Origin of the sequence: Marivirga tractuosa DSM 4126 (assembly GCF_000183425.1) — a bacterium.
GTDB classification, from domain to species: domain Bacteria; phylum Bacteroidota; class Bacteroidia; order Cytophagales; family Cyclobacteriaceae; genus Marivirga; species Marivirga tractuosa.
This window is the reverse complement of the sequence record NC_014759.1, coordinates 2,642,542-2,668,184: the sequence shown is the minus strand read 5'-3', so window position 1 is coordinate 2,668,184 and position 25,643 is coordinate 2,642,542. Positions and strand designations below refer to the sequence as shown.

Sequence of the window (25,643 nt, the reverse complement as noted above, 5' to 3'; positions counted from 1 at the left end):
AAGTTAATCTGTGGGAGCGGGCTGGGGGAAAGTTTAGCGGGCCAGCGTTCGCATTGAGGGAGGAAGCATTAAACTTTCTTGAATTTTTGTTTCTTTTTGTTCAAGCAAAAAGAAAGGCAAAGAATTAAAAAGTAAGAGTTTATGTTTTTAGCCTGATTTATCGAAAAAATGTTAGCCGTATTTTTTTCGGATTGCACTCTGATGGGTTTTTATAGAACCAGTTATTATAAGAACTAAAAATTAGTTATCGAACTGTTTTAACTTACTCTCCCCCCCTCTCAAAAAGTTTCTCCACCAAATCTGAAAAGCTTTCAGGCTCTGAATACAACCTATCGGAATACACACTTGCCATTAGCTTTAGATAGTGTGGTTTGTCATCATAAAGGATCAATTCCAGACTGATATTACCATATCTTTGATCAATAGGCGGTTCCATTTGAATAGGTGGTTTCAAGTAATAAAACTCTTTGGTAATGACTCGGTCTTGTTCAGCTGTCACTTTTCTGTTCGAACCTGACTGACGATAACCTATTCCTAAAATTTGCTTTTTGAAGTGCTCCAATAGCATTTTGTAATCTGAGTCAAGCAAACTGCTACAATTGGCTATGGCAAAACCATTGGCTTTATCACTTTCCAAAAGGGCAATTGGAATAGGATCTTTAATATCAGTTTTTTTTAAATGATAAGCCCTGAAAATCTTATCCAAAATTTCCTTGCTTACATCAGAAGCATGCCATTCATCATAAGAGTCAAATTCATGTTGACTTCTCTTCAGAACCTCATTGGTGAGGATTACATTTTTCTTTTCTTTAGGAAATATCTTTTTTACTATTTGATCAAAGAAGGACATTCAAATTCTAATTTTTAATACAAGTGAAATTTATGTTTCACCTTACTTACCTAACACATTTAAGGATTGAAAGATTAGCAAAATGGCTATAATCTGAAAAATTATTAAATCTAACTGCATAAAGTTTTTAAAGGATAGGCGAAAAAGTTTACCGTGACATAATTTATACTAGGATTTTTTTAAAAGTAAATTATCGTCACTATTCATTAATACATTATTATATACTTATTTCGGCTAAAATCAATTAGTTTTGCAAAAATTAAATAGAGCCCATTAGGTAAATACAAGAGAACCATTGGTCACTATTTGAAAATTAGAATCAAATGACAAGCTTTTGTGTAAGCTAATTTCAGAATCCATATAATCATTATCAAAATGTCAGTCAAAAAAATCCAATCAGCACTTATTTCAGTTTTTCACAAAGATAATTTAGAGCCGATCGTTCAAATATTGAAAGATAAAGGCGTTAAAATATACAGCACGGGCGGCACTCAAAAGTTCATAGAGGAACAAGGAGCTGAAGTCATAGCGGTTGAAGACTTAACCAGCTACCCATCCATTTTAGGAGGGAGAGTTAAAACTTTACACCCAAAAATATTTGGTGGCATTTTAGGTCGAAGAGAGTTAGAATCGGATAAAGCCCAATTGCAAGAATATGACATTCCTGAAATCGATTTAGTAATTGTAGATTTATATCCATTCGAGCAAACAGTTGCTTCCGGAGCAAGCGAGCAAGATATTATTGAGAAAATTGATATCGGAGGAATTTCTTTGATTAGAGCAGCTGCTAAGAATTTTAAAGATGTAGTGATTGTAGCTTCTCAAAATCAATACGGTGATTTAGAAAAAGTATTGCAAGAAAAAGATGGAAGGACGGATTTGAAAGACAGAAAAGCTTTTGCAGCGCATGCTTTTAATGTTTCTTCTCATTACGATACTGCCATTTTCAATTATTTCAATCAAGAAGAAGCAATCAAAGGTTTTAAGCATAGCATTTGTGAAAATAAAACTTTACGCTACGGGGAAAACCCACATCAAGAAGGTGTTTTCTATGGTGATTTGGAAGAGCTTTTTGATCAGTTAAATGGTAAAGAATTATCTTACAATAATTTGGTGGATGTAGATGCAGCCGTAAGTTTAATTGAGGAATTTCAAAACGAAACGGCTTTTGCAATTTTGAAACATACTAATGCTTGTGGTATGGCTTTAGGAAATACAGTTAAAGAAGCTTACCAGAAAGCATTTGCTGCCGATACACTTTCAGCCTTTGGTGGCGTTTTGATTACGAATGAAAAAGTAGACAAAGAAGCTGCTGAAGAAATGCATTCCTTATTCTTTGAAATTTTAATTGCGCCTGATTTTTCTGCGGAAGCCTTAGAAGTTTTAAAAGGTAAAAAGAACAGGATTTTACTGAAAAAGAAAACGAATCTTTCTACAAAAAAGCAGTTTAAAAGTTTGCTGAATGGCGTAATTGAGCAAGACAGAGATTTACACACGGACAGCAAATCAGATTTGAAAGTGGTGACCAAAGAAGCACCAACTGCCGAAGAGGAAAAAGCATTATTATTTGCTTCGAAAGTTTGTAAGCATACAAAATCAAATGCCATAGTATTAGCTAATAATGGTCAGTTGTTGGCTAGTGGAGTTGGTCAAACTTCAAGAGTAGATGCGTTAAAGCAGGCAATTGAAAAAGCGAAAGTTTTTAATTTTGATTTGAAGGGAGCTGTTATGGCCTCCGATGCATTTTTTCCTTTTCCTGATTGCGTTGAAATTGCAGATCAAGCAGGAATAACAGCAGTTATTCAGCCGGGAGGGTCTATTAAGGATCAAGATAGCATTGATTATTGTGATGCTCATGGTATGAGAATGGTGACCACTGGCATAAGACATTTTAAGCATTAAAAGTTAATCTTTAGATAAATCTGGAAATATTTTCGTTGAACCGCTTAATTTATCAAAGTAATTTGTAAATTTCCAAAGCGTAAATTTTTAAATATATTATACAAGAACATCCATGGGGATATTTGATTTCTTTTCAAGTGACATAGCCATAGATTTAGGTACAGCCAATACCTTAATTATTCATAAAGACAAAATTGTGGTGGACGAACCTTCCATCATTGCCATTGATAAAGCTACTAACAAAGTTTTGGCCATCGGGCGCCAAGCCATGCAAATGCATGAGAAAACTCACGAAAACATAAAGACAATTCGTCCTTTGAAGGATGGGGTAATTGCAGATTTCCATGCTGCAGAGCACATGATTCGTGGGATGATTAAAATGATTGATGGCGGAAAAAGAAGTTTCATGCCATCATCGCATAGAATGGTAATTTGTATTCCTTCAGGTATTACGGAGGTTGAAAAAAGAGCCGTTCGAGATTCAGCCGAGCATGCAGGTGCAAAAGAAGTTTATATGATTCATGAGCCTATTGCGGCAAGTATCGGAATAGGCGTTGACATTGAGCAACCGGTTGGTTCTATGGTAGTGGATATCGGAGGAGGAACTACTGAAATTGCAGTTATTGCCCTTTCAGGTATTGTCTGTGATCAATCCATCAGAGTAGCAGGTGATACTTTCACCAAAGACATTTTAGATTATATGCGTAGACAGCATAACCTTTTGATAGGGGAGCGTTCTGCGGAGAAAATAAAAATTGAAGTAGGAGCGGCTTTAACGGAATTAGATGACGGACCTGAGGATTATGAAATCCGAGGTCGTGATTTGATGACGGGTATTCCAAAAGTTATTAAAGTATCTTATTCTGAGATTGCTTTTGCGATTGATAAGTCGGTATCAAAAATTGAAGAAGCCGTGCTGAAAGCTTTGGAGATTTCACCGCCCGAATTGTCTGCCGATATTTATGATAATGGAATTCATTTAACAGGTGGTGGTGCTTTATTAAGAGGACTTGATAAAAGACTGGCACTTAAAACAAAGCTTCCGATTCATGTAGCCGATGATCCGTTGAGAGCGGTAGTTCGTGGAACTGGAATAGCTTTGAAAAATTTAAATCATTACAAAGCAGTTTTAATGAGTTAAATGAATTACTCAATACAAAATATTTTTGGAAAAGGGAATCCTATCAAAGGCATTCCTTTTTCCTTTTTAAAGCAATTTATTTTTTTGCCTGTAACCCTAAAGGTAAATGCGTAGGTTATTTCAGTTTATTTATCAATATCGGGCTTTCTTTATCTTTTTGCTATTGGAAGTCATTAGTGGTTGGCTCGTAGTCAATCATAATGATTACATCAGTGCTTCCTATTTTAATAGCTCCAGTGCTTTTGCAGGAAATGTTTATGAAAATAAGCAAGCCGTACAGGATTATTTCCAATTGGCTAAAGTCAATAAAAATTTAGTGGAGGAAAATGAGCGCTTAAGAAATCGTCTGGCAGTTGATAGTGCTAAGATAGATTCAGACTCAGCAGATATCCCTTTCGAACTTAATGGTCAGTATGAATTTATCACAGGAAAAGTAGTCAATAACTCTGTGCATCGATTTAGAAATTATTTTACTTTAAATAAGGGTAGTGAAGACGGGATTGAAGAAGGAATGGGCGTAATCAACCCCAAAGGTGTGGTAGGAAAAATAAAGAGCGTGTCCCCTAATTTCTCCACAGCCTATTCGGCTTTGCATAGTAGCTTGTTGATTTCAGTATTGATAGATGAAACAGAGACTTTGTGCACGGCAAACTGGTCAGGTGAAGATCCAACCGAAATATCATTAAAGTATGTGCCTCGCCATATCAAGGTGCAGGAAGGAATGCAAGTGATCAGCTCAGGTTATGATGCAATTTTCCCACAAGGTGTAAAACTAGGAACGGTTAAAAGTGTAGAAATTGATGAGGAAGCTACTTTCTACGATATAGAAGTGGCGCTTTCTGCGGATTTCTTTAGTCTCGATTATGTGTATGTAATTGGTAATAAATTGAAGCAAGAAAAAGATTCTTTGGAACAGGAACTAAAGACAGAATATGAACAGTAGTAATAATCTTAAGCAGATATTGATATGGGTGCTTTTTGTAGTCTCTCAGATATTGTTTGCACAAAATTTTGTGTTATACAACCGCGCTTTCTGTTTTGTTTATGTAGGCTTTTTGCTTTTACTTCCATTAGGCATCTCCAGAAATAATATTTTGCTGTTAGGTTTTTTTACTGGCTTTATCATTGATATTTTTTACAATAGTTTGGGAACGCATATGGCGGCTATGACGTTGATAGCATTCATTCGCCCTATATGGTTGAATGCGATTACACCCAGAGGAGGATATGAAAATGTTGATAGCCCCTCAATTAAAGATTTAAGTTTGTCATGGTTCCTGGCTTATGCATTGCCTTTGTTAATTATACATCTTTCCGTAGTGTTTTTTATAGAAGCAGGAGGTTTTCATATGTTTTTTTATGTGATTTCTAAGGTGTTGATGAGCACTTTATTGACCGTATTGGTGTTGGTGATTTTACAATATCTATTTTATTCAAAAGGGAGGTTTTCATGATAGAAAACAGGAAGTACATCATCCAAATTTTAATTATCGTAGTAGGAGTTATTTTCCTCGTCAAGTTATTCTCTATTCAGGTAATGGAGAGCCGATATAAATTGGCAGCTGAAAATAATGTGATTAATAAGGTGGTGCAATATCCATACAGAGGCTTAATTCTTGATAGAAATAATGAGATTATTGTTCATAACACACCTGTTTATGACATAATGGTGGTGCCAAAAGAAGTGGAAGTTCAAGATACGACCGCTTTTTGTAATTTATTGGATATCACCGAAGAGGAATTCAACAGTAAAATCCAAAAGGCGAAAGGATATTCTTATATTAAGCAATCCCTTTTTTATCCACAATTAAGCAATGAAGAATTTGCCAAAATTCAAACCCGTTTGGTAGAATATAAAGGCTTTTATCCTGTAGCGCGTACTGTTCGTAAATATCCGGAACCAATTCTCGCAAATGGCTTGGGTTATATTGGTGAGGTTAGTAAAAGACAATTACAGAGAGACACCACCAATTATTATAAACAAGGTGACTTCATCGGAATTTCAGGAATAGAAGCCGCTTATGAGGAAGAACTCAGAGGAAAAAGGGGTGTGAAATATAAGCTAGTGAATGTGAGGGGAATTGAAAAAGGCTCTTTTAATGATGGAAAATTTGATACACTCTCAGTTCCTGGAAATAATTTGGTTTCCACCATCGATTTGGAATTGCAAAAATATGCTGAATACCTAATGGATGATAAGGTTGGAAGTATAGTAGCTATTGAACCTTCTACTGGTGAAATCTTAGCTTTTGTTAACAGCCCATCCTATGATCCCAATCAATTGGCAGGGAGGAACTATAGTAAAAATTTTAGTGAATTAAATAAAGATACTCTAAATCCACTTTTCAACAGACCAATCATGGCGCAATATCGTCCAGGCTCTGTATTTAAATTAGTTCAATCATTAATTGCCTTGCAAGAAGGTGTAATTGCGCCTTCCACTAGAATTGTATGCAACAGAGGGATCATTAATTGCCACGGTTCCCATACTAATGCTGATCTTCATGATGCCATTAAATATTCTTGTAATCCATATTTTTATCAAACCTTTAAAAGGATTGTTCAACAAGGAAAGGTAGAAGGCATGAATAAAGACGCAAGAGTAGGCTTAACCACCTGGAACAATTATTTAAGTGATTTTGGTTTTGGAAGGAAATTAGGGATTGACATCCCAAATGAAAACTCCGGCATGGTTCCGGGGCCTACTTATTATGATAGATATTATCAAAAAGACCATTGGAATTTCTACACTATATATTCTTTAAGTATTGGAGAAGGAGAACTATTAACAACCCCACTGCAAGTTGCCAATTTAGCTTCCATCTTAGCTAATAGAGGTTATTACATCCGTCCTCACCTGGTAAAAGGAATTGATACCCCTGATTCTTATTATAAACTACAATATGATCGGCAGGAAACAGGAATTGATTCGGTGCATTTTAGAACGGTAGTAGATGCGATGGGAGAAATAGTGGACGGCACAGCTCGGGTAGCAAGAGTAAAGGACATCCAGATAGCAGGAAAAACAGGAACAGTACAGAATAAAAACAGCTTTGATCACTCTGCTTTTATGGCATTTGCACCCAAAGAAAAACCGCAAATTGCAATTTCTGTATATGTGGAAAATGCAGGTTGGGGTGGTGGAGTTGCCGCTGCCATAACGGGTCTGCTTATTGAAAAGTATATTAAAGGGGAAGTAGCTTCCAACAGAGCTTGGGTAGAAAATTATGTGATGACCAAAGCGTATTTGAATAATTTATGAGAAGACAGGATAGCTTATGGAATAGGGTAGATTGGTTATTGATAGCCGTGTTTTTTATATTGGTCATTTTAGGTTGGCTTAATATTTATGCTGTGGTGTATGATGTGGAACAAGAACAAAATATTTTCAGTTTTGATCTTAACTCAGGCAAGCAATTAATCTGGATTGCAGGTTCTTTAGTCATCATTATTGCTATCATGATTCTCGACTATAAATTCTTTGACTCCTTTGCTTATTATATTTATGCGGTAGTACTAGTCTTGCTGGTTTTGGTTCTGCTAGTGGGTACTGAGATTGCAGGAAACCAGTCTTGGTTTGTTTTCGGCCCCGTTCGATTGCAGCCTTCAGAATTTGCCAAGTTTGCCACTGCTTTGGCCGTAGCCAAATATTTTAGCAGTAATAATGTCCGTCTCGACCGGTTTAAAGACCAGATTAAATCATCCCTTTTTGTATTGGTGCCTTTGGGCTTGATAGTATTGCAGGGAGACGCAGGAACTGCCATGGTTTTCATTAGTTTTATCATTGTTTATTATAGAGAGGGACTTCCGTCATTTTATGTGATAACCGGATTGTCGGCTGCCATTATTTTTATTCTCACCCTGCTAGTTGATCAAATATACTTAACTATAGGTGTTATTGTTTTAGCTACAATTGTGGTTGTCATTAACAATAAGCGATTGAAAAATATAGGCATTACTATCTTAGCTGCGGTTTTAGTAATAGGCGTAATTCAAAGTGTAGATTATGTGATTTCTGATGTATTAAAACCTCACCAACAGAATCGGCTGAAAGCTTTGGTCAATCCTGATGCTGACCCATTGGGCTATGGATGGAATGTGACCCAATCTAAAATTGCTATTGGTTCAGGAGGAACTTTCGGAAAAGGCTTCTTGGAAGGAACCCAAACCAAATTTGACTTTGTACCTGAGCAAAGTACCGATTTCATTTTCTGTACCATAGGAGAAGAACATGGTTGGGCAGGCAGCTTTGTGTTGATATTTTTATTCTTAGTTCTGATGGTCAGGATTATTTTTTTAGCGGAAAGACAAAAGTCCAATTTCGCTCGAATATATGGCTATGCAGTGGCAGGAATCTTTTTTTTCCACTTCGGAATAAATATAGGTATGACCATCGGCTTATTTCCAGTAGCAGGAATTCCACTTCCTTTCTTTAGTTATGGAGGTTCCTCGCTTTGGTCGTTTACTATTTTGCTTTTCGTGCTGATAAAGCTTGATGCGCATAGGATGCAAGTGTTGACTCGTTAGTTTTAATCTCCGTCACTATCACTAAAGGTTGTAATCAAACCTAATTGACTCATCATATCAGTTTTAAGAAGAATGCTTAGGTTTAATAATTCTAGCTGAATTTCATCTAATTTTTCAGAATCCTTTTGCATCAAATTGGCTAGATCTTCTTTTTCATTATTTGTGAGTTGAATAAGCAATTCAATTTGAGTATTGATCTTGTTACTTAAAAGCTCACCTTCCTGGTCTTTGATATCCAAAGCAGTTAAATAGTCATCTACACCTTTCCCTTCGCCACCGTTAATTGACTGCTGCAATGCTATGAGATTTGCTTTAATAAGAATCAACGAAATTTTGCTATAAGGAGCTTGAAGTATAGTTATATCTTGATTTGTGCCAGCTATTTTTCCTGCGGGTATAGCAATCTTATCATTTTTGATTTTTTCTACTAGTTCAATCCATTGGTTGCTTAGAAGTGTCATACTCGAATTTATATCACTTCCATTCTTACTGATAAAAGACTGTGCATAATCGGGCTTCCATTGATTTAGTAGTTGCTGATTTAATTTGACCAGATTTCCACTTAGCATCTTAGCAAAAGCGACAGTATGTAGGTTTAAGTGGTTTTCTTTTGAGTAAAGTAGATATTCCAAAGCTGCTAATCCTCTTAAATTACTGCCTAATTGATTGATGAAACGGTCATTTCCTTCAAAATCTAGCAATGCTTTATTGATCTTTAAAGTGTCAATTGGGAAATAATGAAAGTTGTTGCCAATGAGCAACTCATCGATGGGGCCAAAATGATAGGGGATAGTCTCAGCCCAGCTAATTGCAGCATTTTTCCATAGCTCTTGGACAGTTGCTAAATTTTTATCTGCATCTTCTTGCTTGAGTAAGCTTATGGAGGAATCTAATGAAATGAAAGATTTAAGGCTATTTTCATAAGCTGGAATTGCCAAGTTTTGAGCAATATTTTCCAACATGGGCTTTTTATCAAAATCAGTATTCCGATTCGTATTTGTACAGGCAGACAAAATGATAAAGCTTAGGAAGGCTATTGTTTTAATATATTGCATATTATAAAGAGTTTACAAAGGCTACTAAATTTACCCTTTCGGTTTTCGAAAGATTTTTAAATTGGTTTTTGGTTTCTTCAGCTTCACCCCCATGCCATAAAATGGCTTCCTCCACATTTCTAGCTCTACCGTCATGCAATAATGTGGTATGCCCATTTACAGTTTTAACCAAACCAATTCCCCATAAAGGTGGAGTGCGCCATTCTACTCCGGAAGCTTCTCCATCTGGTCTATTATCCGCAAGATCTTCTCCCATATCGTGCAAGAGCAAATCGGTATAAGGGTAAATTTTTTGTTTATCGAACTCTGGGATACCCTCATGCTTGGAAGTTGTGAAGCTTGGGTTGTGACAATTGTTGCAGCCAATTTCATAAAAGATCTTTTGCCCGGATAGAATTTTATCATCATTTGCATTTCTTCTTTTCGGAACGGCCAATACCTGTGAATAAAGCGTAACTCGTTCTAATATATCATCTGAAACTTCAGGATTTCCCCCCGTTTCTGTACTGGTAATCTGAGCTTGTAATTTAGTTTCATTTTCTTCAGAAAACAGAGAACTGCTTAATCCCATATCCCCTTGAAAAGCAGCTGCAACTTGCTGTTTTACATTAGGCTCATTAGCTTTCCACCCGAATCTTCCTAATTCCAGATTTTTAGTAGCCACATTTTTTACATAATTGGGTCTTCCGGAAATGCCGTCCTTATTTTTGTCTTCAGGGTCGGCTAGAGCAAGGATATCCTTTTCATCTATCGCCTCCAATAGTCCTAAACCAATAATGTGAGGAGCTACTCGAGGAGAAATCATCACATCTTCCTGCATTTCGCCATAGTTCAAATTTGTGAAAGAGTAAATTGGTTTCCTGAGTGAATATGTTTCCCCGTCTGGATATGCACCTTGTATTTCTTTATACTCTATTTTCACATCACCTTCTTCCTTTACGCCCAAAATAGCAAGGTGATTAAATTGGTTTCCGTAATAGGGTTCTGCTTTTGTAGTCTTGTTTTCTGCAGGTACGCTTAGCCTAAAAAGCAGTGCAGAAGATTGTCCTTTTTCAAAACCAGGTTCTCCTTTCCCGTCCAAAAAGTGACAGCTTGAACATGATTTGGCATTAAAAAGTGCTCCTAATCCGTCTAGATCGGCTGTTGAAGAAGGTGCTGTGACCCAATTTCTTTTGAAAAAGGCATTACCAGTCACAAATTGCATTTGTTTGTCATCAGAAATATTAGGCGCAGCATGACCAAAGGCATTCACTGAAAAGTCATCAGTAGTAGCATCACCTCCCGGATAAAGAGCGGACTCGCTCACCGCTTCATAAGTTTGTTTATTGTCACAGGAATTCAATATGCTCAGGATTCCTAAAAGGAGGGTAATTGAAAATATGGAGCGCATTTCAAAGGATTAATTTTTAAATAGCTTCGGGGTCAAATTTAAATCCAAATTTGCTGGCAGATGCAGCCAGTAAATCACCTTGTTTTCTAAATAAGCTGATTGTTTTAGCAATTTGTTTTCTACCCTCCTCATTTTTTATTTGTTGATCAAAAGGAGCCTCAATTTTTTTACTGTCAGCTAATCCGTTAGCGATTGTTTGCTTTAATTCTTCTGCTAAAGCCTCTTCCTGTTGCTTTACTAAGTCATAAATAGAAGGGCCACTAATAGTACTGTCATTTCTGAAGGTTTTGTATTTTCCTAAATATACATTTTGAATTCCCGTAGCATTGGCTACTATATCTCTATGAGTATTATCGCTAAAACAAGAATGTTCATCTTCTTTCGACCTTAAATCATAAGCTACAAACATTCTTTCTCCGGCCAACTCACCTTTACTTAATTTACCTAAACCAGAAACAATTTTCTCTATAGATTGATCAGGATTCGATATAAATGTAGCTCTATAGTTTTGTTGATTAGGCGCCCATTCTTCCATTACAGATTTCAAATCACTGACAAGTAAGTTTGCCGTTTCCAATAAATAGGTTTTTCTCCTGTTAGCATTTTTAGCTGTAGCCTCTTCTCCATCTATGTAATCAGTATATTTTCTTTCTCCTGCTCCAGGCCCATCGCTCAAATCCTGTCCCCACAGTAAAAATTCTATAGCATGATAACCTGAGCTTACATTAGTTTCACTCCCTTTCTCATTCATGGAGGCAATAAAATCAGCTGTTATTTCAGGAAAAGTTTCCGGACTATTGATGATGTTAGCATTGTTGTTTTCTGAGGCAACATAATCAATATAGGCTTCATCTAATGGCCAAGCGTTCAACTGTCCTTCGGGACCATTTTCACCGTCAATTGGTCCACCGTAAAAACGGAAAGCTTCCGTTTGACCATAACTTTCCCTTGTTAAAAGCCAAGCTTCCTTTGTTCTATCAAACCCATTTTGACTTGGGTTTTCAGTAAAATGTTTAATTTCCCTTCTTAATGCCAAGGCATGTTCATGTGCATCTAGATAATTTGCATAAACTATGTTAGCATAGTTTTCTACGACCTCTTTTTTAGAAATTTCTTGCTTTGTGCTACAAGAAAATAGAAATAGTACCAGGATGACTATGGAAAGAGCGCTCTTCATTTTATTTAGATTTATTAAATATAATACAAAACTAATACAGAATGTTTTGAAAAGAAATGAAGTTCACAATAATGTTTAAAGCTCTTTATGCTCCAAAGCGCTTCTCTACCAACTCCATAAATTCCTGCACTTCCTCAGTTTCCATATCCCAATCGTATTTGTCAGCAAATGATTTTTTGACATGGGTGGAGGCTTCTTTATAGCTGTCCATCCCATCTATTTGCTCCACAGCAGATAGAAATTGATTTTGATTGCCTTCGAATAATTCGTTGACAAACATAAATCGTTGGTTGAGGGTCAGCATTTTCATTATGCTTTTCCCACCACTTTTGGCAAGTTTATCGGCAAGGGTTTGTTTGTCCTTGCTTTGTAAGGAGTCATTAAGCATGCCAGCTTCCACTTTTTCTTCTTCCAAATAAATATCTGCAAGAGAAAGCGGCAATGTTTTGGAGAATTCAGCTAAAAGAGGTTGAATATCGGCTGGTTGTTCTTCTGAATTACTGCAAACTTCATTGAACAGCTCAAAAGCAGTATCATTGAAAACCACATCTTCTTTATGCGACTCGAAATGCTCAATTAATCCATCCAGAAGGAAGTCATTGAACTTGATATATTTTTTCAAATCTTTCAAATCGGATAATCGTAATCGGCTGTCATCCCTTTGGTTAATTTCCTTTGAATAGAAATCATAGGGAGAGAAAGCCAACAAAACGCTATCTTTGATGGATTCTTTTAATAGAGGTTCGAAATGCTCTTTTTTAACATGAATATGGCGGGAGAGCGTATTCATGAAATCTTTCATGGCTTTTTTCACCTCAGCACTATGGTAATCGAAATACGGGCTTTGCAATTTTGCATTCTCCTTTTTCCATTTTCTGAAAAGATTTTTGAGCACCATCAAATTAATTTGTTTGTTGGGGCTCAGCTCTAAAATTTCCTTTCCGCTGATGTGAGATGAATTACTGAAGAAAGATTGACTCAGTTGTTTTGCCAAGGCTTTGCTGTAAGCATCAATTGCCTGATGATTTAATTTGCTCTCCATTATTTAATTTACTTTTTTTGCAATTTATTCTTATGCCCGAAATAGAAATATCTAATCTTTATAAACGCAAGATAATCACTAATAGCACAGAAAAAAGAGCGTTAGAGATTATACACGAAAACTTTATCGATTGGATGCATGCCTGTGGGAAAAAAGGGAGGTGCACCACTTGCAAAATGATAGTGGAAGAAGGGATGGAAAACTTGGGAGAATTAACGGCTGCTGAAGAAAAGTTTAGAAATCAGAAAAGATTGGCAGATAATGAAAGATTGGCATGTCAGGCAGTAGTTTTGGGCGATATTAAAATAAAAGTAGCGGAACATAATAAATTTCCGCATATGGAATATTCGGATTGAAATGCCATCATCCTTTAGGGGAAAACACCTAAAGAGGGTGAGTATGGTGGTTGGTGGCACACCAACAACGGGAACACCACTGCAACCTTAGACCTTGGTCAGTGGCACACCAACCAGTAATTAGTTTAACACAGAGCAATAGCAATTAAAAATATGTTTGTAGAACCACATATAGGAAGAGAAGAAGGCGGTAAGGGGAAAGGTTGGATAGAACTGATTTGTGGTTCTATGTTTAGCGGAAAAACAGAAGAGCTTATCCGAAGGCTTAACCGAGCGCTTATAGCCAAGCAAAAAATCGAAATTTTCAAGCCTAAACTAGATACTCGCTACGATGAATCCGAAGTGGTTTCGCACAACAAAACCAAAATTCGATCTACTCCTGTTGATTTCGCAGAAGATATTTTATTGTTCTCAGGAAATTCTGAAGTAGTAGGCATTGATGAAGCTCAATTTTTTGATGCAGAGATTGTGAATGTAGTAAATACTTTAGCAGATCAAGGAAAAAGAGTCATCATAGCAGGTTTGGATATGGATTTTAGCGGAAAAGCATTTGGATCTATGCCTGAATTGATGGCTATTGCAGAATATGTCACTAAGGTGCACGCCATCTGCGTAAAATGTGGAGGTATTGCCTCCTACTCTTACCGCTTGAGCGAAGAAAAACAAAAAGTGATGTTGGGGGAAAAGGATAAATATGAGCCTAGGTGTAGGAAGTGTTTTAATGCCCCCTAGCCCGCCAGCCCCCTATAATCCCACAAAGGGGGATGTTCCCCACAGATTTACATCAGCAGAAAACACTAAACTTCATCTTAATAATCTAAATATTATTTCAAAAATTTACTAACATTATTCAGTATCAAATTAAAAATCGTAATTATTTCTGTGCGCTTTTCTCCGCCAGTTGGCGGAAAATAAAACGGGGTCTTTTTGGGCTAGGGGGCCAATATCTTAGCTACCAATCCTTATATTTGAAAACATAATTCAATGCATTAAAAGAACCATGCTCAAATCAGTTTCTTATTTATTACTTATCTTCTTTTCATGGAGCCTCTCCGCTCAGGATATCCCTATGGGAAGCTGGAGAAATCATGCAGATTATTCCACAGCTCAGAAGACAGCTATTTTTGATAATAAGGTTTTCTGTGCCACTAATAACGGGCTTTTTTATTTTGACAGAGAAGATGGTAGTCTTAACACACTAAACACAACAGATGGCTTAAGTAGTATCAACATCAGCATGCTGGAAGTGGTTGGTGAATTATTGCTGATTGGCTATCAAGATGGTTTGGTAGATGTAATGGATGAAGCGCTTAGCATCTCCACTTTTGAAGATATTTTCCAATCAGAATTAAGAGGAGATAAGAAAATAAACGAGGCGGTAATTGGGGAGGAGATTATTTATCTGGCTACAGATTTTGGAGTGGTTTTATATAACATCAAAGAAAATGAATTGATAGATGCTTTTCAGAATTTGGGCGAGGATGGAGAAAGAATTGCTATTCATGGAATTAGCACTGATAATGAAAAACTTTACTTGAGTACTGCCGAAGGATTATTGACTGGAGATTTATCCGGAAATATCAATCTCAAGGATTTTCAGAATTGGAATAGAGATTCTATTGGCAACTCAGGAGCAGCACTTTTGCAAACGGTTTTTCACCAGGGGAATCTCTACGGCTTGGCAAATAATGACAGTATTTATCGGTTTCAAAATAATGAATGGCAAAGTGTTTTTGGATCAAACGAGCCAATTCAACAAATAAATGCAGTCAATAATCAATTATACCTTTCTTCTTCCAATCAGCTTTTCCAGTTGAATGGAAACAATTTTGAACTAGCATTCTCAGTTTCTGAAGCAAATCAAATTAACGATTTTAGTTTTATTGAAAACCAATTTTTTCTTGCAGATGACAACTCAGGTTTAATCCGCTACCAAGATGGAGCAACTGAAAGATTAACACCTCAAGGACCAAAAGGCAAAACCCAAAGCCTTCATCAGCTAGAGCAATTCACTTTTCATTTAGCAGAAAATGTAGGAGGTTTTTCCTATTTTGAAAATGGCAGATGGATCTATACAGGCTCAGATTCAGAAGGCCAGGATTTGCCCATTTTCAGAGATGTAGCTTTAGATTTGATTTCTGGAAATGGTATTTTCCTTAGCGAAACTGATGGATTGTATAGCTGGGATACTGAAAATATAAGCCAATTGAATTTAGAAGATCCAATTATTACTGATTGGGTCAGCTTAGCGGAAAGTCCACAAGCGAGCTATTGGGCATTGGTGAAAACGGAGGGTAATTTATATGGGCTTTTCAATCCTGAAAATGAAGAGTTGGTAGAAATGAATTTAGCTGCCAACAGCACTATTAATGATTATTTGATAGTCTCAAATGGAGATCATTACCTTGCGACTAATTTTGGATTATATGTTTTCAATCCTGAAAGTGGTTTGGAAAGAAGGTTAAATACGGTTTTAGGAAATGGAAATTTACCTAATAATCGAATTAAGGATTTGGCGATGGATTTAAACGGACAATTATGGATAGCTACTGAAAGTGGAGTAGCATTTTTCAATCGCTTTCAAGGAGTTTTAGAAGGAGATAATGTCGATGCTTCGCAGCCAATTTTTGAAGGATTTTTCTTGTTTGACGGAATTCCTGTCAATCATATTACAATTGATGGTGGTAATAGAAAATGGATGAGTACAAGAGATGGTTTATGGCTTTTTGATGAAAATACGGAACGAAATATTGTGCATTTGAGAAGGTCAAACAGCCCTATTGTGAATACCAATGTCCAACAAATGGTGGTTAACCCTTTAAATGGGGAGCTTTTCATAAGTTCATCATCCCAATTTCTTTCATATAGAACGGATGCCACCCGCGCGGGTGCAGTCCATACCGATGTGGAGGTATTTCCAAATCCTGTAAGGCTATCAGCTGATAAAACGGTCACTATTCGAGGTTTAGCCTATAATAATGAAGTGATGATAACCGATATTGCAGGAAATCTAATTCATAAAGGAAAAGCAAATGGAGGTACATTTTCTTGGGATTTGGGGAATTATTCAGGCTTTAGAGCCAAAAGCGGAGTCTATTTGGTTTTCTCTATCAATGCAGATGGCACGGAAACCTATCGGACAAAATTTGCGCTAACTCCATAAGCTATGCTTCACAAAACAAAAGGCATAGTACTCGGGCATGTTAAATATGGTGAAAGCTCTCTCATCATACAGGTTTATACTGAAAAATTCGGAATACAATCTTATATTGAAAATGGCGTTCGAAAGGCAAAAGCCAAACACAAAATGGCCATTTTTCAGCCTTTAACTTTGCTCGATTTAGTGGTTTATAAAAAAGCTAATAGTAGTATCAATCGCATGTCGGAAATTAAGGTGAATCCGCCTTATCGGACTATTCCGTATGAAATCATCAAGTCTTCAATTGGTATATTTTTAGCAGAATTTCTGAATCATATTCTCCGTGGGGAGGAAGAGGATAATCCTGTGATGTTTGGATTTATCCATGACAGCCTTACTTATTTCGACCAGAAAGGAGAAGATTATATCAATTTTCACTTACAGTTTTTGGCACAGCTTACTACTTATTTGGGATTCAAACCTTCAGGAGCAGTGGAAATTATGGATGAAGTTTCTCACTATCATCCTATTAAATTAAGGCCAGATGAATTGGTGAAACTGGAAGAGTTACTATCCAATGATTTAACTTATCATTTAAAAATTAATGGGGAACAAAGACAGCAGTTATTGAAAGTCCTGATTCATTTTTACCAGATTCACAGCCACTCCTTTACAGAAATAAAGTCCTTGCGGATATTGCATGAGGTGTTGAGTTAGGGAATAAAACTTTCCCAAAGCCAATAGCCTTGGGAAAGTTAGAATTGCTTTATTTCACGTTTTCAATCGCCTCTTCAATTCTGTAAGGCCCTGAAAGTAATTCTAAAGATTTGCGATAGGTATTTTCGGCTTCCAGACTTTTCACTAGCACATCAGCTACATCCCAACGAGGAATTGAGCCCGTTCTTTCATCTGTTCTTTCACCAAAATCAACCTTTCCTTTTGGTTCATCATCGGTTAATAAACCGGGCTTAAAAATGGTATAATTCAAGCCTGTTTGCTGTAAATAATCATCTGCTGCTGATTTGGCATTATAGTAGGCAGCCATGTTTTCTGGCCAATCAGAAGGATTAAAATCAGCACCAAAAGCACTTACCATCATAAAGCGAATATATTTATGTTGAACAGCTAAATCTATGGCTTTGATGGCACCTTGCTGGTCAATTGCTTTGGTTTTATCATCGCCAGTATGACCACCGCTTCCTGCCGTAAAGACCACTGCATTATTGCCTTCATAGGCATGACTGAAGTCTTTTTCTAAATCACCTAGAACTGTTTTAATGCCCTTTTTTTCAAATTGATCTTGTTGAGACTCCTCCCTTACCATGGCAATGGCGTCATGTGGTGAATTACTATGAATTTTATTGACTATTTTCTGACCAATTTTACCATTGGCTCCAATTACTAATATTTTCATAATTTTGTGTTTATAGTTATGCTATAGTATACGGAGAGAAAATCAGAAGTTTAATTTTTGATTCCGCTTTACAATTAAGTTTAATTTTTGGCATATTTACATTTGAAAGTGAACCGATATAGTAAAACAATTAACCTTTTAAAAATGCAACGATTTTCAATTCTAGTTGTCGCACTAATTCTTTTTGCCTCATTTCAAATTACTGCTCAGAATAAACCCGCAGCTCTCATTAAAGGAGAATCCGCTTCGGTCGCTGAGAATTTAGTAAAGGTGGAAACATTTTATCCAAATTTGTTGGGGGTTTCTTACGAAATGAAAATCAGAAAAGAGTTTGCTATTTATAGTATGATGGGTCTTCTGGGTCACTACGGTGGTGGAAGCATTTCACAAGCCACTTATGGTGTTAGTTCATATTATGTTCTAACCCCACAAGTTATGGTGCAACCGCGGTTTTATCATAATCTCAGTAAAAGAGCGGCATCTGACAAAAACACTGCTTATAATTCCGCAAATTATGTAGGTTTTGCCGCTAGGTTTTATGATGAGGGATTGTTCCTAACCAATGCAGAAAATTATCCAAAAGGCTCAGCAATTCTTGATATAATGTTGTCTTATGGATTACAAAGGAATTTCTTCAAGCGTTTAAATTTTGATATGGCTATTCAGCCCGGTATTGAATTTACATCAGCAGGAGCGGGAGCATTCATAGGAATCAATTTACAATTAGGCATTATCGTCTTTTCAAATTGAGAAACTCAGTGATCACTTTAAACCATAAAGAAATTATTCAATTCACATATTCAATTGATATAAATGACTTGTTTGTAAGAAAAAATAGATAAAGAAAGCATTTAAGCAAATTGCTGAAATCAAATTTAGCCCCATCGTCCATCCAAAATTGGCAGATTTTTCATTCCTGTGCACTAATGCAAACCATATCAAAAAGTAGATTACAGTAGGAGCCATAAAAAGTAAAAAAGCAATGCCCATTTTTTCGTTATGGTAATTCAGGAAATAATATTCAAACCCTAAAGTTGCTACAAGAAAGGTCACCAAGGTAAACAGAAATGTTCCTTTGATGCCCAAAACAATTGAAAGTGTATTGTCCCCTCTTTTGCTGTCCTCTTTGTGTTGATAAATTTGGGTCATGGGATAGGAGCCCCATAAAAAAGCAGAAGTTAATAGGCCAGGTAAAATCACTTTCCATTTCAAGGCAATTTCCCATCCAAAATCATTGATGCCTACATAAGCCATATAGAAAGTAAACACTCCCTGAAAGAATCCAGCTACTAGCCATCCTAGCCAAGGATACTTTTTGAGACGAACCCCTGGATGACTATAGGCTTTTGAGGCAAGCCCATATAAAAAGACCAAAAGGGCAAACTCCATACTGATTAGCCATGCTAAGGCAATGCCTATAAAATCAAATATCAAGCTGGTATAATATAAGCCTATAGAGACGGGAGGTGGTTTTTTAATTAAACCTATGCTGCCTTCATCTTTATCGAAATAAGAATTATAAGCATTACTGGCAGGATAAATAAAGAAATGCAAAATCACGAAGGTTAAGATAATCCTATCCGCTCCAATGTTGGGACTTATTCCCAAAGCGAAAATATATACAGGCAATAGAAAGAAAGAAAATGGAATCCTCAGATGCTGTAAAATATGAATAGCTTTTTTCATGAACAAATGTCGAAATTTTTGCTTAATATAGTCAATCAAGAATTATCTATGCCATATATTAACCTGATTTCTCCTGCAAATCCAGAAATAAGCATTGCTCAGAATGACATTGCCGGCTTTATGCAGAAAGCCATGCGTTTGAACGATGAAAATAGCCGAAAGTTGAGGGCTATTTTTAGGATGTCAGGTATTCAAAGAAGACATACCGTGATTCCTGATTATCAATTTTCCGATGATAAAGATTGGTCATTTTATCCTCCATTAAACAATGGAAAAGCACTTCCTAACACTGGAGATAGAATGCAGTTATTTGAAAAACATGCTTTGCCTTTAGCTCAAAAAAGCTTAGAAAAAGTTTTTGAGAGATATGAAGCAAAAGAGTTTACACATTTAATTACCGTAAGTTGTACTGGCATGTTTGCGCCTGGACTAGATATTCAACTGATCAAAAAAACAGGGCTGAATTCCGACATTGAACGCACTTCCATTCAGTTTATGGGATGTTTTGCAGCATTTAACGCTTTGAAAACTGCTCATCATATTGCGAGATCTGAGAAGGATGCTAAAGTGCTGATTGTTTGTGTGGAATTGTGTACCATTCATTTTCAGTCTGAGTTTTCAGAAGATAATTTACTGGCGAATACATTATTTGGAGATGGTGCATCTTCGGTTGTGGTCAGTAATGAAAAAACAAAGGATGCACTTGAAATGAAAGCTTTTAAAAGTGTGGTGGAAAATGATTCCGAACAAGAAATGGCCTGGAATATCGGCAACTTAGGTTTTGAAATGAAGCTAAGCAGCTATGTACCGGAAGTTATTGCTCAAAACATTGCTAAATTAGGAGAGGAACTGATGGAAAAGCTTTCCCTAACTTTAAAAGACATTAACCAATTTGCCATTCATCCAGGTGGAAAGAGAATACTAGAGGCAGTAGAAAAAGGATTGAAATTGCCTTCAGAAATTAATGCATCTGCGTATAAGATTTTAAGAGAATTTGGGAATATGTCTTCACCCACTGTGCTTTTCGTCTTGCATGAAATGTGGAATAAAATACAGCCTAAAGATAAAGTCTTGAGTTTTGCATTCGGACCGGGCTTAACCATGGAAAGTATGCTCTTGGAGCGAGTTGAGAAATGAAAAAAGTAGATTTATCCTATCGTTCGGAGGAAGAGGAAATCATGGATGATTTGTCAGATGATAGTCCCTCACTTTATCGTGCCCTAAAGGAATTGGATATCATCAATCAGTGGTTGGGAGGAAATGCCATTACTTTACAAGCAGTTAAAAAAATCTTCAAAACAAATCGTCAGAAAGAATGGCAACTTGCAGATTTAGGGTGCGGAAGTGGAGAAATATTGCTGAAAATTGCTAAATGGTGCAGAACTCAAAATATTCAGGTACAACTGCATGGTTTTGATGCTAATCCTAATGTGATTGCCTATGCAGAGGAGCATTGCAAAGGCTATCCTGAAATAGCATTTCATGCTGAAAATATTTTTTCAGAAGACTTTAGAAATAGAAATTTTGATGTGATTTGTTGCACACTTTTCCTCCATCATTTTCCACAAAAGGACTTGGTCAAATTATTGAAGCAGTTCAAAGTGCAATCAGAGAGAGTGATTATTAATGATTTGCATCGTCACTCATTTGCCTATTATTCCATTAAATGGATTACAAGATTGTTTAGTAAATCTCCAATGGTTCAAAATGATGCATGTCTTTCAGTTTGGAGAGCATTCACTAAACAAGACTGGAAAGAGATTTTAAAATTGGCAGAAATTAAAAATTATGAATTAGGGTGGCGATGGGCTTTTCGGTGGAAGCTTGTTTTTTGAAATAAAAAAGCCTTTCTCTATTCGGAAAGGCTTATACTTTTAGCTTTTTATTTTAAATCACAACCTCTCCAATCCCTTCAATTCTCCTTTTTCGGCTTCCATTATGCTGATGGCATATCCACCGCCAGGAACGCAATCTACTGATAATTTCGACTTGCTATTTACCTTATATTTTATGATTTCGTAAGCCTTTGGATTAGTTTCCCAATGCGCATCTTTTGCATCTTTATAAACAGTGGCTACATAATCTTTTCCTTTCTCTAGGAAATCAAATTTTATATTGGAAGTCCTTTTTTCCTCATCATTTGTTCTTCCTACAAACCAATTTTCACTGTTTTTGTCTTTTCTAGCATAAGTGATAAAATCACCTGGTTCAGCTTCTAAAATCAGCGTTTCAGACCAATCTACAGGCACCTCTTTTATAAACTGAAAAGCGTCCAAATGTTGATTATAATGCTCGGGTAAATCGGCTGCCATCTGCAATGGGCTATACATGGTAACATATAATGCTAATTGTCTTGCAATGGTGGTTCTCACTCTTGACCCATTGTTAGGATTTAGTTTGCTGATATCGGTTTCAAAAATCCCTGGAGTATAATCCATTGGCCCTCCAATCTGACGAGTAAATGGTAAAATCGTAGTATGATCTACATTATTTCCACCAAAAGCTTCATATTCTGTTCCTCTGGCAGATTCATTAGCTAATAAATTGGGGTAAGTCCTTCGTAAACCAGTAGGTCGCACTGCTTCATGAGCATTCACCATCACGCCATATTCGCCTGCTTTTTTAACTGCATACAAATAATGATTTACCGCCCATTGACCATAATGATGTTCACCTCTTGGGATTATATCACCTACATATCCACTTTTTACAGCATTGTAATTGTTGTCCACCATAAATTGGTATGCAGCATCCATATGGCGCTCATAATTTCTGATGGAACCTGAAGTTTCATGATGCATCATCAATTTCACGCCTTTTGATTTTGCATAATCTCTTAATTCTTCCACATCAAAATCAGGGTAAGGAGTTAAAAAATCAAATACATAATCTTTTGACTTATCGAACCAATCTTCCCAACCTTCATTCCAGCCTTCAACCAATACCTGATCAAATCCATGTTCTGCAGCAAAATCAATATATTTTTTTACATGATCTGTATTCGCTGCATGTCTTCCGTTAGATTCCACTTTCGTATAATCTGTCTCTCCCAATTTTACTGAAGGCAAATCAGCATAAGCCCAGGAGCTTTTACCAGTAATCATTTCCCACCAAACGCCTATGTATTTCACTGGTTTAATCCAGCTAACATCCTCATAAGCTACTGGTTCATTCAAATTTAAAGTAATATTTGAAAGCAAAATATCTCCTGCCTTTTCAGATGCAATTACAGTTCTCCAAGGAGTTTGCGTTGGCGTTTGCATATAAGCTTTATTACCAATAGCATCTGGAGTTAAATGAGAAGTGAAAGTCATATTTTCATCATCTAACTCAAGGTGCATGGCAGAGTATTCAGTTAATGCTGCCTCATGCAAATTGATATAAATGCCATCTTCTGACTTCATCATTAAAGCAGTTTGAACGCCCGTTTCTGAAAATGGAGTTTGCGATACATTTGATGTAATGGCTTTATCCATTAAACCTCGGATTTCAGATAGCTTTGAAGTCGTGTAATCGTATTCTTGAGTATCATAATCACCAGCTATCCACCAGGCTTTATGATCACCAGCCATAGCAAACTGTGTTTTTTCTTCCTTTACGGTAAAATAGCTTAACTTTTCTTGTTGAGGAAATTCATATCGAAATCCCAAACCATCATTAAACAAGCGGAAACGAATAGTCATTATTCGCTCTGTTTGCCTTTGCTTTAAAGAGACTACTAATTCATTATAATGATTTCTGATAGTGGCAGTTTCGCCCCAAACTGGTTTCCATGTTTCATCAAAGGTTGAATTTTTAGTGCTTATGATTTCAAAATCTCCCAGTAAGTCTTCAGCATCCACTAGTTCCAAACCCAAGGTGCTGGGTTTAATTATCTCCTTATTCTTAAGATTGAGTTGGTAAGTTGGTTTTCCCTCTTCAATAGTAAATTTCAACTTGAAATTTTCATTTGGTGATTTTAGTTCTTGCGCTATCATAAGAAATGGGAGAAGCGATAAAATTAGTGTAAAAGTCCGTTTCATAGTAATGTAAATTTTTCTATTGGAACGTAAAAATAGTAAATGTTCACTTCCAAAGCATTTATTAGTGTATTTTTTACACTAAGTTCATTTCGGGATCAACGAACTAGAAATTATCCACTCATAAAACAGCCTTGTTTCTTTAAATCAAACTTTCTTATATTGCTTCTACTGAAAAAAGAATATTATGAGAAAACTAATACTAATAGTACTTATTGCACTGATTCAAGTGCCTGTTTGGGCACAAATCAAAGATGCTCCGGAAAGATCAGAGGGTGAAGGGCCTTGGCCTCAATTGATAATAAGGGGAGTAACCCTAATCAATGGAAATGGTGCACCACCTACGGGTCCAGTAGATATAGTGGTGGAGCAAAATAAAATTGTAGAAATTAAAACAGTAGGTTACCCCGGAGTAGAAATAAAGGAAGATAAAAGGCCTCAATTAAAAAAAGGTGGCAAAGAATTGGATGCTTCTGGCATGTATTTAATGCCTGGATTTGTAGATATGCATGGTCATATTGGCGGAGAAGCTCAAGGAGTTCCAGCTGAGTATGTTTTTAAATTATGGATGGGTCATGGGATTACTACCATTCGAGATCCATCTGCTGGAAATGGATTAGATTGGGTGTTGGAACACAAAAACAAGAGTTCTAAAAATGAAATTACAGCCCCAAGAATTTTAGCTTATACTGCTTTCGGGCAAGGAAGTGATAAGCCAATTAGTTCTCCGGAATTAGCTAGAGAATGGGTGCAAGAAAATGCTAAGAAAGGTGCAGATGGTATCAAGTTCTTTGGTGCGAGACCAGAGATCATGCAAGCAGCATTAGAAGAAAACAAAAGTTTAGGTTTACGTTCTGCCATGCACCATGCGCAAATGGATGTAGCACGTTGGAATGTGGTAAATTCTGCAAAGGCAGGCTTGACCACTATGGAACATTGGTATGGATTGCCAGAAGCATTATTTACAGATAGAACTGTTCAGCATTACAAATTAGACTATAATTACAACAATGAACAGGATCGTTTTTCTGAGGCTGGAAAATTATGGGAACAAGCGGCTCCTCCTTATTCCGACAAATGGAACGAGGTAATGAATGAACTGCTTGAACTTGATTTTACTTTAGATCCTACCTTCAATATTTATGAAGCCAGTCGTGACTTGATGCGCACAAGCCGAGCAGAATGGCATGATGACTATACGCTTCCATCCCTTTGGGAATTCTATCAGCCAAGTAAAGTGTCACATGGTTCTTATTGGCATTATTGGGGAACTGAAGAAGAAACCAGCTGGCGTAAAAATTATGATTTATGGATGACATTTGTAAATGAATACAAAAATAGAGGAGGAAGAGTGACTACGGGTTCTGATTCAGGTTTTATTTTCCAGCTCTATGGCTTTGCCTACATCCGAGAAATGGAATTACTCAGAGAGGCTGGCTTTCACCCATTGGAAATTATGATGTCGGCTACTATGAATGGTGCTGAAGCCTTGGGAATGGAAGACAAAATTGGAACTGTTGAAATAGGGAAAATGGCTGATTTTGTGATTGTGGAGGAAAATCCACTAGAGAATTTGAAGGTCTTGTACGGAACTGGTGCCATCAAATTAACAGAAGATAATGAAGTAATTAGAGCAGGAGGAGTGAAATATACCATTAAAGATGGTATTATTTATGATGCTAAAAAGCTTTTGGAAGATGTTAAAAAGATGGTGAAAGAAGAAAAGGATAAAACGGGCTATGAAATTAAGCAGCCGGGCATGGAATAAAGCCCCCTTTTAATTCTTCTCTAGTCTTAGCGTTTCGCTAATACTCTATCCTCTATCTCCATAGTTTCAAAAGTAGCAGGAGACAATGACTTATAGGTAATTAAAGGTCCAAGCGAGACGCTTGGACTAGGATAGGAAATCTGTCAGGCTTCTTAACCTGACAGATTTTAAAAATGA

Annotated in this window: 22 protein-coding genes; 14 read left to right on the top strand and 8 right to left on the bottom strand. The window is 36.6% G+C overall.

Features of this window, described 5'->3' with window-relative positions:
- Window positions 1–262 precede the first annotated feature (262 nt).
- Window positions 263–850, bottom strand: coding sequence for a hypothetical protein (locus tag FTRAC_RS19305; RefSeq protein WP_013454380.1), 588 nt, complete (start codon window positions 848–850; stop codon window positions 263–265).
- Window positions 851–1,225: 375 nt separating this feature from the next.
- Between FTRAC_RS19305 and purH the strand changes: the two genes are divergently transcribed.
- From purH to rodA, 6 genes are all read left to right on the top strand, one after another.
- Window positions 1,226–2,752, top strand: coding sequence for a bifunctional phosphoribosylaminoimidazolecarboxamide formyltransferase/IMP cyclohydrolase (gene purH / locus FTRAC_RS11270; protein WP_013454379.1), 1,527 nt, complete (start codon window positions 1,226–1,228; stop codon window positions 2,750–2,752).
- Between the two features lie 112 nt (window positions 2,753–2,864).
- Window positions 2,865–3,893, top strand: a complete 1,029-nt coding sequence (locus FTRAC_RS11265) for a rod shape-determining protein (protein ID WP_013454378.1) — start codon at window positions 2,865–2,867, stop codon at window positions 3,891–3,893.
- Between the two features lie 106 nt (window positions 3,894–3,999).
- Entirely contained in the window at window positions 4,000–4,836 is an 837-nt protein-coding gene (gene mreC, locus FTRAC_RS11260; protein WP_013454377.1) for a rod shape-determining protein MreC, read from the top strand.
- Window positions 4,826–5,347, top strand: a complete 522-nt coding sequence (locus FTRAC_RS11255) for a hypothetical protein (RefSeq protein ID WP_013454376.1) — start codon at window positions 4,826–4,828, stop codon at window positions 5,345–5,347. The genes mreC and FTRAC_RS11255 overlap by 11 nt, the downstream gene beginning before the upstream one ends.
- Window positions 5,344–7,155, top strand: a complete 1,812-nt coding sequence (gene mrdA, locus FTRAC_RS11250; protein WP_013454375.1) for a penicillin-binding protein 2 — start codon at window positions 5,344–5,346, stop codon at window positions 7,153–7,155. Before FTRAC_RS11255 ends, mrdA begins: the two co-directional genes overlap by 4 nt.
- Window positions 7,152–8,420, top strand: a complete 1,269-nt coding sequence (gene rodA, locus FTRAC_RS11245) for a rod shape-determining protein RodA (protein WP_013454374.1) — start codon at window positions 7,152–7,154, stop codon at window positions 8,418–8,420. The genes mrdA and rodA overlap by 4 nt, the downstream gene beginning before the upstream one ends.
- Before the next feature lie 2 nt (window positions 8,421–8,422).
- Here the strand turns inward: rodA and FTRAC_RS11240 are convergent, their stop codons facing one another.
- The 4 genes from FTRAC_RS11240 to FTRAC_RS11225 form a co-directional block, all read right to left on the bottom strand.
- Window positions 8,423–9,475 (bottom strand): imelysin family protein, encoded by a 1,053-nt coding sequence (locus tag FTRAC_RS11240; protein WP_013454373.1) that lies wholly within the window; start codon window positions 9,473–9,475, stop codon window positions 8,423–8,425.
- A 1-nt stretch (window position 9,476) separates the two neighbouring features.
- A complete protein-coding gene (locus FTRAC_RS11235) occupies window positions 9,477–10,865 on the bottom strand; it encodes a di-heme oxidoreductase family protein (protein ID WP_013454372.1) in 1,389 nt (462 codons plus the stop codon).
- A gap of 16 nt (window positions 10,866–10,881) precedes the next feature.
- Window positions 10,882–12,042: an imelysin family protein gene (locus tag FTRAC_RS11230; RefSeq protein ID WP_013454371.1), complete on the bottom strand. Its 1,161-nt coding sequence runs from the start codon at window positions 12,040–12,042 to the stop codon at window positions 10,882–10,884.
- Window positions 12,043–12,127: 85 nt separating this feature from the next.
- Window positions 12,128–13,084, bottom strand: a complete 957-nt coding sequence (locus tag FTRAC_RS11225; protein WP_013454370.1) for a hypothetical protein — start codon at window positions 13,082–13,084, stop codon at window positions 12,128–12,130.
- Between the two features lie 32 nt (window positions 13,085–13,116).
- On the opposite strand from FTRAC_RS11225, the gene FTRAC_RS11220 reads away from it, so the two are divergent.
- From FTRAC_RS11220 to recO, 4 genes are all read left to right on the top strand, one after another.
- The gene (locus tag FTRAC_RS11220; protein WP_013454369.1) at window positions 13,117–13,440 is read left to right on the top strand and encodes a 2Fe-2S iron-sulfur cluster-binding protein; all 324 of its coding nucleotides are present in this window, start codon (window positions 13,117–13,119) and stop codon (window positions 13,438–13,440) included.
- 153 nt (window positions 13,441–13,593) lie between these two features.
- Entirely contained in the window at window positions 13,594–14,172 is a 579-nt protein-coding gene (locus tag FTRAC_RS11215) for a thymidine kinase (protein WP_013454368.1), read from the top strand.
- A gap of 268 nt (window positions 14,173–14,440) precedes the next feature.
- Entirely contained in the window at window positions 14,441–16,603 is a 2,163-nt protein-coding gene (porZ, locus tag FTRAC_RS11210) for a type IX secretion system anionic LPS delivery protein PorZ (protein ID WP_013454367.1), read from the top strand.
- 3 nt (window positions 16,604–16,606) lie between these two features.
- Window positions 16,607–17,296, top strand: a complete 690-nt coding sequence (recO, locus tag FTRAC_RS11205) for a DNA repair protein RecO (RefSeq protein ID WP_013454366.1) — start codon at window positions 16,607–16,609, stop codon at window positions 17,294–17,296.
- A 49-nt stretch (window positions 17,297–17,345) separates the two neighbouring features.
- Here the strand turns inward: recO and FTRAC_RS11200 are convergent, their stop codons facing one another.
- On the bottom strand, window positions 17,346–17,993 hold the full coding sequence (locus tag FTRAC_RS11200) for an SDR family oxidoreductase (protein WP_013454365.1): 648 nt from the start codon (window positions 17,991–17,993) through the stop codon (window positions 17,346–17,348).
- 144 nt (window positions 17,994–18,137) lie between these two features.
- On the opposite strand from FTRAC_RS11200, the gene FTRAC_RS11195 reads away from it, so the two are divergent.
- A complete protein-coding gene (locus FTRAC_RS11195) occupies window positions 18,138–18,743 on the top strand; it encodes a hypothetical protein (protein WP_013454364.1) in 606 nt (201 codons plus the stop codon).
- A 42-nt stretch (window positions 18,744–18,785) separates the two neighbouring features.
- Here FTRAC_RS11195 and FTRAC_RS11190 read toward each other — a convergent pair whose 3' ends face one another.
- A complete protein-coding gene (locus FTRAC_RS11190) occupies window positions 18,786–19,679 on the bottom strand; it encodes a UbiA family prenyltransferase (protein WP_013454363.1) in 894 nt (297 codons plus the stop codon).
- Between FTRAC_RS11190 and FTRAC_RS11185 the strand changes: the two genes are divergently transcribed.
- Together FTRAC_RS11185 and FTRAC_RS11180 are read left to right on the top strand one after the other, a co-directional pair.
- Window positions 19,662–20,816 (top strand): type III polyketide synthase, encoded by a 1,155-nt coding sequence (locus FTRAC_RS11185; RefSeq protein WP_049784115.1) that lies wholly within the window; start codon window positions 19,662–19,664, stop codon window positions 20,814–20,816. The two genes, FTRAC_RS11190 and FTRAC_RS11185, sit on opposite strands and share 18 nt — an antisense overlap.
- A complete protein-coding gene (locus FTRAC_RS11180; RefSeq protein WP_013454361.1) occupies window positions 20,813–21,514 on the top strand; it encodes a methyltransferase domain-containing protein in 702 nt (233 codons plus the stop codon). The genes FTRAC_RS11185 and FTRAC_RS11180 overlap by 4 nt, the downstream gene beginning before the upstream one ends.
- Window positions 21,515–21,571: 57 nt before the next feature.
- Here FTRAC_RS11180 and FTRAC_RS11175 read toward each other — a convergent pair whose 3' ends face one another.
- Window positions 21,572–23,701 carry a glycoside hydrolase family 97 protein gene (locus FTRAC_RS11175; protein WP_013454360.1) on the bottom strand — a complete coding sequence of 710 codons (2,130 nt, stop codon included), beginning with the start codon at window positions 23,699–23,701 and terminating at the stop codon, window positions 21,572–21,574.
- A gap of 184 nt (window positions 23,702–23,885) precedes the next feature.
- Between FTRAC_RS11175 and FTRAC_RS11170 the strand changes: the two genes are divergently transcribed.
- A complete protein-coding gene (locus FTRAC_RS11170) occupies window positions 23,886–25,466 on the top strand; it encodes an amidohydrolase family protein (RefSeq protein ID WP_013454359.1) in 1,581 nt (526 codons plus the stop codon).
- Window positions 25,467–25,643 lie beyond the last annotated feature (177 nt).